The sequence below is a fragment of the Paenibacillus sp. NPDC056579 genome (assembly GCF_042793215.1).
In the GTDB taxonomy this organism is placed as follows: domain Bacteria; phylum Bacillota; class Bacilli; order Paenibacillales; family NBRC-103111; genus Paenibacillus_S.
The window spans coordinates 1-16,122 of sequence record NZ_JBHTVD010000011.1 but is presented as its reverse complement, the minus strand read 5'-3'; the positions used below and the strand labels follow the sequence as shown (position 1 = coordinate 16,122).

12 protein-coding genes are annotated in these 16,122 nt (G+C 52.2%); 7 read left to right on the top strand and 5 right to left on the bottom strand.

The window, feature by feature from the left end; translation table 11 throughout:
* Positions 1–116: 116 nt before the first annotated feature.
* The 6 genes from ACFQ88_RS31205 to ACFQ88_RS31180 are packed head-to-tail and all read left to right on the top strand — an operon-like array spanning position 117 to position 7,299.
* A complete protein-coding gene (locus ACFQ88_RS31205) occupies positions 117–1,073 on the top strand; it encodes a carbohydrate ABC transporter permease (RefSeq protein WP_239634037.1) in 957 nt (318 codons plus the stop codon).
* A gap of 9 nt (positions 1,074–1,082) precedes the next feature.
* Positions 1,083–1,928: a carbohydrate ABC transporter permease gene (locus ACFQ88_RS31200; RefSeq protein ID WP_379460499.1), complete on the top strand. Its 846-nt coding sequence runs from the start codon at positions 1,083–1,085 to the stop codon at positions 1,926–1,928.
* Positions 1,929–1,962: 34 nt separating this feature from the next.
* Positions 1,963–3,468 (top strand): ABC transporter substrate-binding protein, encoded by a 1,506-nt coding sequence (locus ACFQ88_RS31195; RefSeq protein ID WP_379460497.1) that lies wholly within the window; start codon positions 1,963–1,965, stop codon positions 3,466–3,468.
* A 26-nt stretch (positions 3,469–3,494) separates the two neighbouring features.
* Entirely contained in the window at positions 3,495–4,850 is a 1,356-nt protein-coding gene (locus ACFQ88_RS31190; RefSeq protein ID WP_379460495.1) for a sulfatase family protein, read from the top strand.
* 57 nt (positions 4,851–4,907) lie between these two features.
* A complete protein-coding gene (locus ACFQ88_RS31185; protein WP_379460493.1) occupies positions 4,908–5,894 on the top strand; it encodes a LacI family DNA-binding transcriptional regulator in 987 nt (328 codons plus the stop codon).
* 52 nt (positions 5,895–5,946) lie between these two features.
* The gene (locus ACFQ88_RS31180) at positions 5,947–7,299 is read left to right on the top strand and encodes a sulfatase family protein (RefSeq protein ID WP_379460491.1); all 1,353 of its coding nucleotides are present in this window, start codon (positions 5,947–5,949) and stop codon (positions 7,297–7,299) included.
* Positions 7,300–7,938: 639 nt separating this feature from the next.
* On the opposite strand, the gene ACFQ88_RS31175 is transcribed toward ACFQ88_RS31180, so the two are convergent.
* The 4 genes from ACFQ88_RS31175 to pdxR all read right to left on the bottom strand — a co-directional run bounded on the left by ACFQ88_RS31175 (position 7,939) and on the right by pdxR (position 13,269).
* Positions 7,939–8,790: an NAD-dependent epimerase/dehydratase family protein gene (locus tag ACFQ88_RS31175; protein WP_379460489.1), complete on the bottom strand. Its 852-nt coding sequence runs from the start codon at positions 8,788–8,790 to the stop codon at positions 7,939–7,941.
* Positions 8,791–8,830: 40 nt separating this feature from the next.
* Positions 8,831–10,033, bottom strand: a complete 1,203-nt coding sequence (locus ACFQ88_RS31170) for an enolase C-terminal domain-like protein (RefSeq protein WP_379460487.1) — start codon at positions 10,031–10,033, stop codon at positions 8,831–8,833.
* Between the two features lie 321 nt (positions 10,034–10,354).
* Positions 10,355–11,665, bottom strand: a complete 1,311-nt coding sequence (locus tag ACFQ88_RS31165; RefSeq protein WP_379460485.1) for a glycosyltransferase family 2 protein — start codon at positions 11,663–11,665, stop codon at positions 10,355–10,357.
* Positions 11,666–11,823: 158 nt separating this feature from the next.
* Entirely contained in the window at positions 11,824–13,269 is a 1,446-nt protein-coding gene (pdxR, locus tag ACFQ88_RS31160; protein ID WP_379460483.1) for a MocR-like pyridoxine biosynthesis transcription factor PdxR, read from the bottom strand.
* 312 nt (positions 13,270–13,581) lie between these two features.
* Between pdxR and ACFQ88_RS31155 the strand changes: the two genes are divergently transcribed.
* A complete protein-coding gene (locus tag ACFQ88_RS31155; protein WP_379460481.1) occupies positions 13,582–14,997 on the top strand; it encodes a HEAT repeat domain-containing protein in 1,416 nt (471 codons plus the stop codon).
* Between the two features lie 115 nt (positions 14,998–15,112).
* Here ACFQ88_RS31155 and ACFQ88_RS31150 read toward each other — a convergent pair whose 3' ends face one another.
* Positions 15,113–16,018, bottom strand: a complete 906-nt coding sequence (locus ACFQ88_RS31150; RefSeq protein WP_379460479.1) for an ArsR/SmtB family transcription factor — start codon at positions 16,016–16,018, stop codon at positions 15,113–15,115.
* Positions 16,019–16,122 lie beyond the last annotated feature (104 nt).

The following is a 16,122-nucleotide window of genomic DNA, read 5'->3' as shown; positions in this document are numbered from 1 at the left end:
GTTGACCGGCCCACCGGAGACTCGCGAAGTAGAAGCGGAGTCTCTTTTTTGCGTTTTTCGGTACTGTACCGGAACTGTTTCAGACAAGAACGGCTGCTTCAGAAAGGAGATATCATATGAAAGAAACACTAGCTCCATCGAATACGAACCCAATCAGGAGCCTGATCCATTACCGGACGCGCAAGCAGCTTTGGTGTCTGCTATTTATCGCCCCACAGCTTGTTTTGTTCCTACTGTTTACGTTATACCCGCTCATCATGAGTTACGTATATGCTTTTTTTGATTGGAGCGGCTTTGGCCGTCTTGACCATTTTGTTGGCTTCGCTAATTTTATTGAAACGTTCTCCGACCCGATCTTTTGGAACGCGTTTCGAAACAGTCTGACTTTCATGTTGTATGTCATCATCATCCAAGTCCCTCTCGCCTTATTGATGGCGTTGCTGCTCAACGCAGAGTGGCTGAAGGGGAAGACGGTATACCGGACAATCTATTTCCTGCCGGTAGTAACGACGACGGCAGTCGTCGGCTTGGTAATGCGGTTCATATTCGGCGCTTATAAAGGTCTGGTGAACGAGATTTTGATCCGCTTAGGGCTTCTGAGCACACCGGTTGATTGGCTGGGTTCCATTGATACGGCATTTCTCATTGTGGTCCTGGTCGGTATTTGGAAAAGCTTCGGAATGAAGCTGATTTATTGGCTGGCCGGTATCCAATCGCTTCCTAAAGAGGTGCTGGAGGCTGCAAAAATCGACGGGGCGGGACCTTTGCAAATGCTCCGTTACGTCACGATTCCTCTTCTCCTGCCGGTAGGGAGCGTCATTCTGCTGATGTCGGCCGTTAATGCGCTTCATGTGTTCGATTTGGTCAAAGCAATGACGGACGGCGGTCCGGCGTTTAAGACGGATATGGTGGACGTGTATATATACCGTTACGCTTTTTCGGGCAAAGGTGAAGCCAGGGTCGGCTTCGCTTCCGCTGCCGGCGTTCTGTACGGGATGGCTGTCATGCTGATCTCGCTTATTCTGGGGTTATTGGTAAAGCTGTCGGGCGGCCGCAAAACACGGAGCTTGTAGGGGGAGTTCATGATGACAAGAAGGAACAACAAACGTTCGCCGTTCGTGCTGTTGGTACATTTGCTGCTGTCGGGGTTAGGGATCGTATGGATTTATCCTTTTATTTGGATGATTATGGCGGCATTTAAGACCAATAAAGAATACATCAGCTCGGGAATCTCGCTGTTTCCTGACAAATTTCAATTCGATAATTACAAGCGGGCTTGGGAAACGGCGCATTTTTCCGTCTATTTCTGGAATACGGTTATCGTCACTGTGGCCGTCGTGCTGATAGTGCTTGTCGTTTGCTCTATGACCGGGTATGCGGTCGGACGCTTCCGTTTCCATGGCCGGATCCTATTTTTATCTGCCATTACGGCCACCATGTTTTTGCCGAAGGGATACACGATCATTCCGATCTATACGCTGGTCAACCAGCTGGGTTTGAACAATTCGCTGTGGGGCGTCATTTTGGCGGAAGCCGGCGGAGCCCATGTGTTGTTTATATTGCTGTTTGTAGCTTATTTTCGCGGACTTCCCAAGGAGCTGGAGGAATCGGCGGAGGTTGACGGAAGCGGCTTCCTGCGAACCTTTTTCCAAATCATGCTTCCTTTGTCCAAGCCGATTATTGCCACCACCGCCATCATGCAATTCATGTTTACCTGGAATGGTTTTTTATTACCGCTTGTATTTACCTTGGGAAAGCCGGAGTTACGCACTTTAGGAGTCGGCATGTTCCAGTTCGTCGGGGAGCATACGATGGATTGGACAGGAATGGCAGCGGCCGCCAGCATTTCCTTATTGCCGATTTTAATCGTGTTTATTTGCCTGCAAAAATACTTTATTGAAGGCGTAGCAGGTGCTGTAAAAGCTTAAGCTAATGACTACCGAATAAATGGAGGGGTTTACGATGTGGAACCATCAATGGAAAAAAATCGCTGCAGGTACGCTGGGAGCCGCTATGCTCTTGGCGTCAGGCTGCTCGAATAGTACGTCGGGAGCGGATGCCAATGCCGATGCAGGGGATGGTAAAGAAACGGTCATATCGGTGTGGGGCTTGAGCGATTTTCTCAAGGGCGACGAGAGTCCGGGACAGCAAATGATCCGTGAATTCAATGAGAAATATAAAGGGAAAATCCGCGTTGAAGGCAGATATATGCCTGCAGCGGAGTACAATACCGCTATTCAAGCCGCCATTACATCCAATGATTTGCCGGATATTTACCAGACGCCGTCGGGCTCGGATATCCGCACGTTGGTTGCCAACGGACAGGTGCTTCCGTTTGACGGCCTTGTTTCCGACAGCTGGAAATCGCGGTTCTTAGCAGGGAGCTTTGCCGAGGGAGTGAATGTGCTGGACGGGAAAACATACAGCTGGCCGTTAACGGGACCGCAGCTGGGCTCGATATTGTATTACAACAAGGAAGTATTGAGCCAAGCCGGCCTTGACCCGGAAAAACCGCCGAAAACCTGGGATGAATTGATAGCAATGTCCAAGACGGTTACGGCCAAAGGGAAAGGCGATGTATACGGCTTCGTATTCGGCGGCGGCGATTCCGGTGCGGCTTCCTTCGTCAATGCTTTTTCTGCAGGTGTAGCTCCGGAGCAGTCCGGCGGGTTTAATCTCAAATCGGGAAAGTATGTTTATGACGAAAAAGCGACATTGGATTCGTTCGGACTTCTCCAGAAGCTGAAAAGTGACGGAAGTATATTACCGTCGTCCTATACGATGAAAGGGGCGGAGGCCGCCATATTATTCGGGCAAAACAAAGCGGCTTTCCTGATTGACAGCCGTGCGCGCATGTGGCTAGTGAAAAGGGATACGCCGGAGGCGAAATTCGGTCTGGCTGCCGTGCCGACTCCCGACGGCAGTAAGCCGACGTATTATTATGTTCCGGCCAACCCGACAGGCTATATGATTTCCTCCAAAACCAAGCATCCGAAGGAAGTTGGGCTTTTTCTGGAGGAGGGGTTTGCGGCACCGATGTTCTACGAGAAGTATTTGAAAAGCGGCGTAGCGCTCACCCCTATCGAAAGCATCAATAATAACAAGGCGTTATACCCGTATCCGGAGTTCGATACATTTATTCAGCTTCATAAAGATTTGTTGAAGGTCAGACCCGATTATGCGGTGAAAAATCCTCAGACGGCTAAGGTGATCGTAGAGCTGGGATCGCTAGATCAGCCGAAGGTGAAGCCGGGATTCAACGATATCCTGCAATCGGTGCTGTCGGGAGCCCAGAAGGATGCGCCTTCGCTATTGAAAGCCTACAACGATAAGCTGAACAAAGGCTTGGAGGAAGCCGTAGGCAAAGTGAAGGCATCCGGAGCCGGCGTTGATCTGAAGGATTTCATCTTCCCTAATTGGGATCTGAAGAAAGATTATACCGCCAATGATTACAAGGAATTGAAATAAAGTATCAAGGAGGAGAATATCCGATTATGCATAACAGTATTTTGCTGATATCAGATGAGCACAACCCGCTATATTCTTCTGTCTACGGTCACGATTACCTCCAGACACCGAACATGGAACGAATGGCCGAGCAGGGCACCGTCTATGAAAATGCGTACTGCTCCTCGCCGTTATGCTCGCCCAGCCGCTCGGCCTTCATGTCCGGTCTGCGCGTACATGAAATTCAAGCGTACAGCAATTGCAATGTCGGACTTCGTTCGGAGTTTCCGACTTACGGTAAAGTACTGAAAGATCAAGGTGTGTATACGGCCCACTTTGGCAAAACGCATGTTTACGATAAAGGAGAGCGTCTCGGCTTTTCCGAAATCCATTACAGCAAGGATCAGCGATGGCCCGGTGACATTAATTTCTCCCGCAGGCCGCTTGCAATCCGATCCGACGCCGTGGAGCGGGCGGACGGATTTGGCGTCAAGGATACCGCCTTTGACGACGATCTGAGTGTGATGGACGCGGCCATTCAATGGCTTCGGCAGACAGCTCCTGTGCTGGGACAGCCATGGTGCTTGACGATTAACTTGTTAAATCCTCATTTCCCCCAATGGAATACGCAAGAATATTGGGATCTTTACCCGGAAGGGGGAGATTTGCCCCGTTACGGCAAGGAGGAGGAAAGCGCGCAGCACCCTTACGCCCAAGATCTCCGGGATCATTTTCAAACGGAAGCTTTCTCGGAGCAGCAGATTCGCGGTCTAAGGAGAGGATATTTGGGCAATGTCAGCTTCATCGACCGGCAGCTGGGAAGGCTTCTCGACTTTGTGCAGGAAAGCGGTCTTTGTACAAGTACGAACATTATTTATACATCGGATCATGGCGAGATGCTAGGCAAATTCGGGATGTGGTGGAAATGCTCGCTGTACGAGGACTCGGTCCGGATCCCGTGCATCGCAGCAGGACCCGATTATGAGAAGGGAAGACGAGTGGCAACGCCGGTCGACTCTCACGATATACAGGCTTCGTTATTCTATGCTGCAAGGGCAAAGAGACCGGACCATTGGTCGGGCCAGCCGCTGCAAACCATGGAGGAGCATGATGCGGAGCGGGCTGTGTTCTCCGAGTATCACGGACACGGAACAAGATCGGGGGCTTACATGATCCGTAAAGGTGATTGGAAGCTGATACATTATACCGAAGCGCCGCATCAGCTGTTTCAGCTGAGCAACGATCCGGATGAGCTTCGCAATGTATTTTCATTGTACCCGCAAAAAGCTTCGGAGCTGGAGGCCGAGCTTAGAGCTATATGCTCACCTGAGCTGGAGAACGACAGAGCTCATAAGTTTCAACAGGGGCAGCTGAAAGTATTGCAGAGCAGTCATTCAGGGTAAAGCGGCAGAGAGGGCTGCGAGCTGCAGGAAGCGGCAGGGGAAGGAAGGTCCGTTCTCTTGAATATAAGAAAAATCGCGGAGGAATGCGGGGTATCGGTTTCTACGGTATCCCGCATACTGAACAACAAGCCGGATGTGAATGAAGATACCCGAAATAAAGTCATCCGGTATATGAATGAGCACGGCTTTCGGCCTACTGTAGTAACGAATCGTCAGGATACGATCGGCGTCATTACGCCTACTATTTCATTCCCCGAATATATGGGGGAGTTGATGAACGGAATGATGGAGACCGCGTACTCCCTTGATATGCATTTGACCTTAATCCCGTATTCGGGCAAAGCCTTGAGTGAAACCAAAGATATCGCGCACTTTTGCCGTTCGAACGGCCTCAAGGGATTATTCGTTATTAATCCGCCGTTACAATCCGCTCTGCCGGTATCACTTGTGCAATGCGGCATTCCGCATGTGGTCATTGCCGCGTCCTATCCGGAATCGGACGTCTCTTGGGTCGATATAGACAATACCGGTGGCTGCCGTGAAGCCGTACAGCATCTCATCCAGCTCGGGCATGAGCGAATCGCGCTATTCCATGCCCCGATCTTACACCCATGCGATGTGGATCGGGTGACGGGCTACCATGATGCGCTGCAATCGAATAATATAAAGGCAGAGGCAAATTGGGTCGTTGAACTGGGTGGTCAAGCCGACATTCGGCATATGGTGCAAAAAGTGCTTCAGGAGGTTCGGCCGACGGCGATATTTTGCACTACGTACCGGGGCACGCTGGCTGTCGGCAATGAACTGCAGAGCCTCGGAGTTCGGGTGCCGGACGACATTTCATTAGTCGGCTTCGGCGATTACGCCGTTTCTCCTTTGTTGAATCCGCCTATGACCACGGTGCATCAACCGATTTACCGCATCGGGAAAACAGCCGTAGACACCTTTGAGCAATTGCTGCGACAGAGGGCTTATTCCAAAATCCAGACCGTCCTGCCTGCCCGGCTCATCGTTCGGGAGTCGACGAGAAAAGCAACGGTTTGAAATTAACAACAGCGAGCAATCATCTATCGGCTAATGACTGGAGGAGAGGCTTATGAACCGACAAACACAACCTAATGTGATCGTATTTTTTACAGACCAGCAGCGCTGGGATACTACAGGCGTACATGGAAATCCGCTGGGTTTGACGCCCAACTTCGACCGTATGGCTCAGGAAGGGACGCATGTGGCGCACTCCTTCACATGCCAGCCCGTATGCGGTCCGGCCAGATCGTGCCTGCAAACCGGACGGTATGCAACGACGACGGGCTGCTACCGCAACGGCATCCCTTTGCCGGAAGACAGCAAAACATTGGCGCACTATTTCACGGAGGCCGGATATCGAACCGGCTACATTGGCAAATGGCATCTGTCGGATGAAGAGCCGGTGCCCGCCGGCAAAAGAGGCGGCTATGAGTATTGGCTGGCTTCCAATTTGCTGGAATTCACATCGGATTCGTATGATACGGTAATGTACAACGGCAGCAATGAAGCGGTGAAACTGCCCGGATACCGGGTGGATGCGATGACGGATGCTGCGATCCGTTACATCGACGAGCATCAGAAGGACCCCTTCTTCCTGTTCTTATCTTATATAGAGCCTCATCATCAGAATCACCTGGATAATTATCCTGCACCCATTGGCTATGAAGGAATGTACACGGGGAAATGGAGCCCGCCTGACTTGACGGCTCTCGGAGGGAGCGCTCCGCAGCATCTCGGCGGATATTACGGCATGGTCAAACGTTTGGATGAAGCTTTGGGCAGATTAATGGATGCAGTGCGCAGTCTCGGTTTATCCGATAATACCATTATCCTGTTTACCTCGGACCACGGCTGCCATTTCAAAACAAGAAACAGCGAATACAAGCGCTCCTGCCATGACAGCTCTTTACGTGTGCCGACCGCGATCACGGGTCCGGGCTTTACCGGAGGCGGCCGGGTGCAAAGACTGGTCAGCTTGATAGATTTGCCGCCTACGCTGCTGGAAGCAGCATCCATTCCCGTACCGGATACGATGGAAGGCCGCTCTATTGTTCCTGCTGTAAGGAAGATAAGGGAAGATCGTCCCGACGATATTTTTGTTCAAATCAGCGAATCCCAGGTGGGGCGCGCTATTCGTACGCAGCGCTGGAAATATAGCGTGGAGGCGCCTGACAAAAGCGGGTGGAAAGACAGCTCCTCGGATACTTACGTGGAACAATTCCTGTATGATTTAGATGCGGATCCGTATGAGTTGACCAATTTAATCGGATTGGACAAGTTCGAGCCGATTGTCGAGCAATTGCGTATTCGATTGATACAGACCATTCAAGAGGTGGAGGGATATACTCCTGTCATTGTTCCGGCGGAAACGAAAGCATCCGTACAGCGGAGAGCTTCGATCCAGGACTTGAATTATCGATAACAGCTGAGCTTGACTCGGTGTAAACAGCACAGCTTGCCGCATGGCAGGCTGTCGAGTAACTGTAAGGCTAGGTGTTATCTCCAGTAGGAGCGATAACACCTCTTTTGTTTTCTCTAATTGACGCTGAGAAGCGACCAATGAACACCATACTCCGGAAGGAAGTCCTTCGTCGGGATAACGCTGAAACCGGGTTCATTCGGTTTCATAGTTCTCTCACCGGACAAACTAGTATACCCGTCCGTTGGAGAGCATTGTTGAGTTTGTACGGACCGTAGATCCGTTATTTCATCAAAAACACCCCTTTTTGTGGGGTGATCGGACAACAAATCCTTTATTTTGAGAAAACATACCGTTTTTTACGGTAAAATTAGCAAATAACGGACTCTCTGTCCGATCACACTCCCAAATCAGCTTCATTTCAGGAAATAACGGATTTTCTGTCCGATCCTGAAAACATGGTTGGAGGGAGGTAACCCACCGAAGACGTTTTGGTGGTTCTTTACTAAAAACAAAGAGTTTTCCATAGGAAAACTGGCATCGTAAGTGGTGATACCCCACCTACCCTCGTTTCACATTTTCGATGGAATCGGGTCTCTCAACAAGCACAGCCTGCCGCATGGCAGGCTGTTGTTAGTTGATTCACTCTACGAAATCCCGCCAGCGGTATTCGGGGACAAAACCGAGCAGCTCGGCCGCTTTCGTACAATCGAGCAGGCTTCGGAATCCGTCCAAAGGCTTGCGGATTTCCGCGTCCGGATAATACTTGCTTACAAGCTCAGCTGTAGGCACGGTAGTACGCTGCTCAGCCGCCGCGATATTGAATACCTGATGGCCTGTGAAAGGCCGTTCTATGGCCAAACGGAAGGCACGCGCACAATCGCGTCCGTCAATATAGGACCATACATTCCAAGGTCCCAGCTCAGGATCGCCCGTGGATCGGCTAAATTCGGATTGCGCATAATTCCCGGGCCTAATCACATACGTAAACCGTAAAGAGGCTACCGTAAGATCAAACCGTTTCGCCATTCCGTCGGCAACCTGCTCTCCGGCAAGCTTGGACATGCCGTAGCAGTTATCCGGAGCCGACGGGTGCTCTTCGTCTACGGGAACATAGATCGGCCTCGTGTCTTTATGGCTGTAGGTGATCCCGTAGGCGCAGTCGCTGGAGGCGCAAGCGGCCCGGCGAATCCCGAGCTCTCCTGCAGCGAGCAGAACATGGTAGACTCCCATGACGTTGTTGGCAAACACTTCGCTTTCCGACGGGCCGTGAGGGCTTGGATAAGCTGCTAAATGGATCACCGCATCGCATCCGGCGAGCCCGTTCTTTACCTGATCGAAATTCTTCACATCGACCTGCATCGGCTCCACATCATCCAGACATTCCTCCCAAGGCGCGAGAGTTAGCGCTCTGACCTCGTAGTGATGCGTCAGCAGCTCGGACAGCACCTGTCTGCCGACATTTCCGTTCGCTCCCGTTACTGCGATTTTCATAGATTCGCTCCTTTATGCGAAATAGACAACGACCTGTCCATTAAGGTCTTACGGAAGTTCCGTCTGGCAGGCGGGCCAGAGTCCATTCCGGCAGCTTGTTGTTGCACGGGTACTTGGCAGCCAGCTTCTCATCGATATCGATGCCGAGACCGGGCTTATCGTTCGGATAGACATAGCCGTCGCGAACTTCCGGAGTCCCCGGGAACACGGCGGTCAGCAGCTCGTTCGCAGGCGTCCATTCCTGAACTCCGAAGTTATGGCTGCTGACGTCGAGATGGACGTTGGCCGCATGGCCGACAGGGGAAACGTCGCCCGGTCCGTGCCATGCCGTACGAACGCCGAATGCTTCGCATACGATCGCGAGCTTCCGGGCCGGCGTCAGGCCTCCGATTGCGCTTATATGTACGCGGATAAAGTCGATCAGCCGGTTCGCTATGAGCGGGGTCCATTCCATCGGATGGACGAACAATTCGCCCATGGCAAGCGGTGTCGCACATTGATTGCGGATCATTTGAAAATAATCGATTTGCTCGGGAGGCAGCACGTCTTCAAGGAAAAACAGCCGGAAAGGCTCAAGCTGCTTGGCGAGACGCACGGCTTCGATCGGAGCAAGGCGCTCATGTACATCGTGCAGCAGCTCCAGCTCAAACCCGAATATGCTTCGGATATGGTCGAATAGAACGGGAACGCTGCGGGCGTAAGCATTCGGGTCATAATAAGCTCCCGGCGCCGAACGGTCCGGAGAGTGCAGTTTGTGGCCCTTGCCTCCGTAGCCGCCCATCTGGCAGCGGATGTACCGGTATCCCTGCTCCTTCAGCGCAGCGACGCTATCCTCGAGCTGCTGCAAATCGCGTCCGTCGGCGTGGCGGTATACGGCGGCCGCTTCCCGGCATTTGCCCCCGAACAGCTGGTAGAGGGGAAGGCCGGCGATTTTCCCCTTAATATCCCACAGGGCCATATCCACTCCCGACAGCGCATTGTTGAGCACCGGACCGTTGCGCCAATACGAGCTGACCATGGCGGATTGCCATAGGTCTTCAATGGCCTGAACATCCTTGCCTAGTAAAAACGGTTTTAAATACTCTTCGATTGCGGCGGCTACGGCTAAATATCTCTGGGTAAAGGTGGCGCACCCAAGGCCGTAAAGGCCGGGCTCTGAGGTTTCGATCTTGACGACGACGAGATTGATGCCTTGGGGTGCGGTCAAAATCGTTTTGACATCCCGAACGGTAATCATACTCATATCAATCGCTCCTTATTTGGATACATGGGATGGACAATGGAGTCGGTGCGAGGTGTTAATGCTAAGGTAACATAGAGCGCGGAACCTATCATTTGGGAAAAAAGGGCAAAATAACCGAAATCCCCTCAGGTGCATCGGTGAATAGGTGTTTATCTAATTATTTGAAAAGCGTACGAGCTTTTTCTGCTATGTATCTCCTCGAGACATAAAAAATCCTGATGTAGAACAGCCGCCGGAAGGAGGCACCCCGCCGGGCACCCCTTCGATTTTACCAGTCTTCTCAACAAGCATTACCAGCCTCCGGTGCCGGCCTGTCTGCGGTTAACGTGAATACCGCCTGCGCCTGCCTGCAACAGCTCTCCTGCGTTTTCTCGCTGAAGGCCGCCAGCTTCTTCTTCTACGGGACTTTTTCTTTTTTGAAGCTTTCTTTGCTGTTTTCTTGTCGTCAGGTTCCTCAAGCTTCAAGGAAGCTGCTGCCATAATTCGCTTTATTTTTGTAAGCTTCCGCTTTTTTGAGGCACGCCGCAGCGAAAATACACGATCCGTTTCTATGAAGGCGGATCTTAAGACGGATCGGAAACGGCTGTGCTCCGGAGAATCCGGTTCAGACAGCAGCAGGTTCGCGCATTTCGTGCAGGCTCTTCGTATCATTTTGGCCAAATATCGGGTGCGCCGGCGATTGCTTGATCGCAGCTTTTGCAGGATGCGCAGCGAATTTTTATAGATTTGCACATCCTCCGACGGAGAAATAACCGTAAATAGACTAAGCTCCGGATCCTTGCATCCGTGCGTCTGCAGCCCCATTTTTAAATTGTTGTTGTCGGGATCGTCGCGGCGGGAGGCTGAAGAGTGCTCCTGGTGGTAGCCGAGTGCTTCTTTCATGCTGATGAACTTGATGCCTTTGCGGTGAAGCCGGTATCCGAGCTCCCAATCCTCAAAACCGTATTTGCGGAATTTCTCATCAAAACCGCCCGCATCCTGGAACAGCTGCTTTGACATGGACACGTCGCGGGTAACGCATAGCAGCCAAGGGGCGACGTCGGTTTTGCTGTACTGTCTTTGAATCGGACCGGCTATGTCCCAAGGAGCGATGACCTTTTGCACCATCCCCGTTTCGTTGCGAACGTCTTCCGGGGTTACGATTTCAAAGGTGCGGTTCTGCTCCGCATACTGGTCGTTCCACAAGCCGGCACGCTGCAGGACCTCAGCCGCAAAAAGCCTCTCCTGGTCGGAGAAGTCGGCATGAAGGTGCGTATAGATGCTTTTCCATAATTTGGGTACCCCGGATACGACGGCATTCGGATATTTTTTATGATAGGCGGCGTGCACTTCGATAAATCGTGGAGTGACGAGAAAATCCGGGTCGCAAAAAATTAGGTAGTCCTCTTGGGAAGCATGGACGCCTGCATTCCGAGCTGCGGACCGCCCCGAGGTTTCGTTCAATGAGACGACTTGAAGCCGATAGGGGGGCTGATAATGCTGCAGCCTTTCCAAAATATCGTCACTGGAGCCGTCGTTGACGACGATAATTTCAAATTGATCCATAGGGACGGTCTGTTTTTCGAACGAGGCTAAAGTCAGCATCAGTTGCAAGGATCGGTTATAAGTCGGGATGATGACACTGAATTTCACCGGTACGGATCACCTCTTTTAGTAGTGGTTTTCGTACCTAGTATACGTAAACGATTGCAACGCGGAATGGACAAATAACCAGCTGACCGAGATATTAGTTGAGCAGGTTGGCCACCTGCGTCATCCAAACGAGCCGGCCGAGGTACCGCCTACATGGGCTAACGGTTCTTCGCCAGCACGCTCCTGAGCGCCTCCGCAAACCGAGACAGGCCGGGGATCACCTCGTCAGCCTTCGCTCTGCCAAACGTAAACCGCACGTAACCGGAATCGGAGCCGTAGACGCTCCCCGGCACGAACACGACGCCCCTTCGGATGGATTCCTCCAGCAGCAGCGCATCGTTAACCTCGCTGTGAATTTTGCACCATAGATGCAGCCCGCCGTCCGGAACCGTAAAGCTGACCAAATCCGGAAGCTCCTTACGCAGCGCTTCGACCGCCTTATCCCGCTTATCCTTCAGCTTTCTGCGCAATCGTTCCAAATGCGGCTGCATATAGTCCGACTGCAAAAAGAGGGACGCAACGTTTTGCGGAACGACGCTAAGTCCGAAATCCATCTGCTGCCTCGCATCGGCAAGCCGTTCGACTACCGTGTTGGGCGCGACCATCCAGCCTACCCGCAGCCCGGAGGCCGCCATTTTGGAGAAGGAGCCGATATAAAGAACGGAGCCGAAGGAATCGATGGCCTTTAACGGCCGGGGCGGATTTCCGTCGTAAGCGGTCAGGCTGAAAGGATCGTCCTCAACGATGGGCAGACCCAGCTCGCTCGCGATATCGAGCAGCTCCAGGCGCCGTTCTTCGGCGAGCAGCGCGCCGGTCGGATTTTGAAAATTCGGGTTCAAAAAGATCATTTTTATCCGATGCTTCTTGTACAGGGAACGAACCTCTTCAGGACGGATTCCATTGTGATCTACGGGAAGGCGGAACAACCGGAGTCCGGCCGATTGGAACATGGGCAGCGAATAGCAGTAGGACGGGTCTTCGATAGCCACCGCGTCCCCGGGAGCCAGCAGGCATTGGGTGATTAAGTACAGCGACTGCTGGGAGCCCGAGGTGATAAGAATGGACGAATCCGTCGTATGAATGTCGCGATATTGGCTTAAATAACGAACCAGCGTTTGGCGCAGCGGGACGAATCCTTGCGGATTGTCGTAGCCCAAATAGTCGGAATAATGGTTTTCTTTCATGAGATGATTAATTTCCGCTACAGGGGAAATATCGCCCGCCAGCTCGCCGCCCGCAAAATCAATCAAGGCGGGATCCGCCTGGAGAGCTTCTCGGATTCGACGCAAGAAGGGCACATTGGGCAAAAAGCTGCCGCCTTCCACGTACCTGTGCCAGTTCGGCGTATATTTCGGGACAGCACCCCACTTGTACTTGCTTACGCGTGTTCCGCTGCCTTGCTGGCTTTCTACAATGCCCAGCTTTCGAAGCTCGGCGTAGGCAAGAATAACCGTGCTGCGGTTGACTCCCAGCTGCTCCGCCAATTTCCGCTCCGAGGGAAGCGGGCTGCCCGGAGGAAATTCGCCGTAGGATATTCTTCTTTCGAGATCGTCGACAATTTGTTGGTATATGGGCAGATTGCTGTGACGATCGGGTTTGTGCATGAGACTCACTACCTTCGGGATAATGTTGGTTGGATGTTACTTCTGCGATTTTCATCATATCATTGGATTCGCCGCGAAAAAGATCCGCTTTGTATCGTTATAAGGGGATTATAACCGATAAACCTGTCCAATCCGACTTCCGCAATAAATTAGCAGCACGGAGTCTGTGTAAATGCAGCATTCTTGAAGAGCTAGGAGAAAATCTTATGATTGTGTAAATTCAAATTATCTTTCTCCATGGTCTCGTGGAGCAGGATGGCTATAATTAGAGTCAAGTCAATCATCCCACTCATTCCTTTCAGGAGGTAAGCTATGACCAGTCAAAACAAGGTTTTATTGACCGATGAGCAAATGAGAACGTTTATTACCGAGGGCTTCTTAATTCTTCAAACCGACTTCTCGGAGGAATTCCACCGCAGCTTGAGCGAGCAGCTGAACCAGGTTTATCAGGAAGAAGGTAATCCCGGCAACAACCTGCTGCCCCGCGTACGCGATTTGCAAAAGGTGTTCGATCACCCTATCGTGACCGGCGCCCTGACGAGCGTGCTTGGACCTAACTATATGATGCACACCCATAGACACGGCCATTTCAACGCTTCCCCCAAAGCTGGCGGCTGGCATAAAGACAGCTATTGGGGTTACAAAAGAATGCGCAACCATCATCCATGGTGGGCGATGGTCATGTACTTCCCGCAGGATACTCCGGTCGAGCTTGGACCGACAGGCGTGATGCCGGGAACGCAAAACTACGATACCCGCACGTTCGAGTCCGACGATGTCGAAGGCGAAGCGGTGGCGAGCGGCAAGGCAGGCACTTTTGCCCTGATCCATTACGATATTTGGCATCGTTCTACGCCGAACATTCTCGGTCAGCCGAGATTCATGCTGAAGTTCGAGTTTATGCGCACGGAAGCTCCTGCAGCGCCTAGCTGGGATTGCATCGAGCCGGAATGGAAGCAGCCTGCATCGTTCAGCACGAGCATCGTAGAGCACGAGACCATGTGGAAGGAAACCTGGAATTGGCTTTCCGGACGCCTCGGCAGCGTAGCCAATACGGCGGAAGCGGATGAAGCACAAGCGAACGCCGTCGCTGGGCAATTGGAGGATGCGTTCGAGCCTACGGCATTGAATGCGGCATACGAGCTGGGGACGATGGGCAAGGCGGGCGTACAAGCTCTCGTGAAGGCGCTTCACCACGAGAACGTAAAAGTGTCCCGCAAAGCGGCTTACGGCTTATCCATTGCAGGAGCTGAAGCCGTCGCCGGTCTGGAGCAAGCGCTTGGGGACCAGCGGACGGAAACTGTAGTTCATGCGGTGTTCGCGCTCGGCGAGCTCAGTCACCTGGCGCAATCCGCGGTTCCTAAGCTGGTTGCCCTGCTCAACGGCTCGACGGATGTCGTGATCCGCCAAGCGGTCGTAGATGCGCTGTCGCTGATCAAGAAGCCGGCGGCTCAAGTCGTGGAAGCTCTGACGGCCGGCTTGAAGGACGAAGACGTTCAGGTGCGCTTCATGGCGGCATTGTCTTTGACCCGATTCGGAGCCGAAGCGGATTCAGCGGTGCCTGCGCTGGAAATCGCACTGGAGGACGAGAATCGCTATGTGCGCGGCCATGCAGCGGAAGCGCTTCATTATATCGGAACGTCTTCGGCGAAGGACGTCTTGATCCGCTTCCTGCTGAACTCCCGCTGGTGCCCGACGACTACACCGCAAAACACGTTCTATCCGTAAGACCGGGCTAGCGTTCACGTCAGGTTGCAGCCATGTGGCCTATTTTGAATTCAAGGCATTCAACAAGCTTAAGCCTGAGGCACTGCCTCAGGCTTTTTTGTTATAGTCCGCTCTGCTAGCAGGAGAGCGTAACCACGATATGCTGCGGATAGTTGCCGAAGCCTTTGCCGAACAGGCTGACTCCGCCGCAATGAACGGCCGTTTCGGGACAAGCAATCCGGAAGAGCAGCTCTTGTCCGGAGTGGATATGCAAATCGCCGATACGAACATCGGAACTTCGCACCCCGTCGATGAACGAGCCTTCCTGTGTGACGGAGATGGTTTTGTGCAGGCCGTACTGCGTGTGTATCCACCAATCGGGCGTATACACGCCGCGCTTGCTGCCGAAATCACCGGGACAAGTCCAGGTTGCCACATCGACCCCATTCAAGGAAAAGGTAATGTCCGACGGCCAGTTTTCATTATAATGGGGAGCCTCGGAGCAAATTTCCAATGATACGGTAATCCGGGTCGGTTTGGATTGCCCTACAAGATAATTCGGGATACGGTATTCGAGGTAACCGCTCGCGAACCAGAGATGCTCCGCCTTCGTATGATCAGGATCGTCGAAATAGCGGGGATCGTCCGCCATCCCGATCTGCCCGTCGGATGATGCCAATCCGCAAGTAGGCTGTACCTCGTAACGGTAATATTGCCCGATTGGCAGTTCCACGGAATATTTGGTTGCGTCGTGTTCCGGCTCAGCTTTTTCTTGGCGCAATACGAGAACAAGCTGATCCATTTTAAGCGAACATCGCTTTTGCGTACCCCGCTTGCCAACCACATTTTCCGTTGCAATGATTCCCGCCTCTTCCAGCTTCTGAATGTGCTTAGTAATCATCGCCGATGAGACGCCTAAAGCTTCCGCCAGTTCGCCGATATTGTAAGGAGCGCCATTCAACAGTTCAATAATCCGCACTCTGGTTTCCGAAGAGAAGCATTCCAGAATACTCATGTTTTGGGTCGTTACGTTCAGATTCATGCGTTCACACTCCTATATACTCGAATTATATAACCTAAGAGTTAACGAATCAACTTTTTAGTTGACAATAAGCGTTCTATCTCATAATATTAACTATTATATTA

What these genes read in the sequence shown, in the direction of transcription:
- ACFQ88_RS31205 (WP_239634037.1), top strand. Translation starts at nt 117, where the DNA reads ATGAAAGAAACACTAGCTCCATCGAATACGAACCCAATCAGGAGCCTG.
- ACFQ88_RS31200 (WP_379460499.1), top strand. Translation starts at nt 1,083, where the DNA reads ATGATGACAAGAAGGAACAACAAACGTTCGCCGTTCGTGCTGTTGGTA.
- ACFQ88_RS31195 (WP_379460497.1), top strand. Translation starts at nt 1,963, where the DNA reads ATGTGGAACCATCAATGGAAAAAAATCGCTGCAGGTACGCTGGGAGCC.
- ACFQ88_RS31190 (WP_379460495.1), top strand. Translation starts at nt 3,495, where the DNA reads ATGCATAACAGTATTTTGCTGATATCAGATGAGCACAACCCGCTATAT.
- ACFQ88_RS31180 (WP_379460491.1), top strand. Translation starts at nt 5,947, where the DNA reads ATGAACCGACAAACACAACCTAATGTGATCGTATTTTTTACAGACCAG.
- ACFQ88_RS31175 (WP_379460489.1), bottom strand. Translation starts at nt 8,790, where the DNA reads ATGAAAATCGCAGTAACGGGAGCGAACGGAAATGTCGGCAGACAGGTG.
- ACFQ88_RS31170 (WP_379460487.1), bottom strand. Translation starts at nt 10,033, where the DNA reads ATGAGTATGATTACCGTTCGGGATGTCAAAACGATTTTGACCGCACCC.
- pdxR (WP_379460483.1), bottom strand. Translation starts at nt 13,269, where the DNA reads ATGCACAAACCCGATCGTCACAGCAATCTGCCCATATACCAACAAATT.
- ACFQ88_RS31155 (WP_379460481.1), top strand. Translation starts at nt 13,582, where the DNA reads ATGACCAGTCAAAACAAGGTTTTATTGACCGATGAGCAAATGAGAACG.
- ACFQ88_RS31150 (WP_379460479.1), bottom strand. Translation starts at nt 16,018, where the DNA reads ATGAATCTGAACGTAACGACCCAAAACATGAGTATTCTGGAATGCTTC.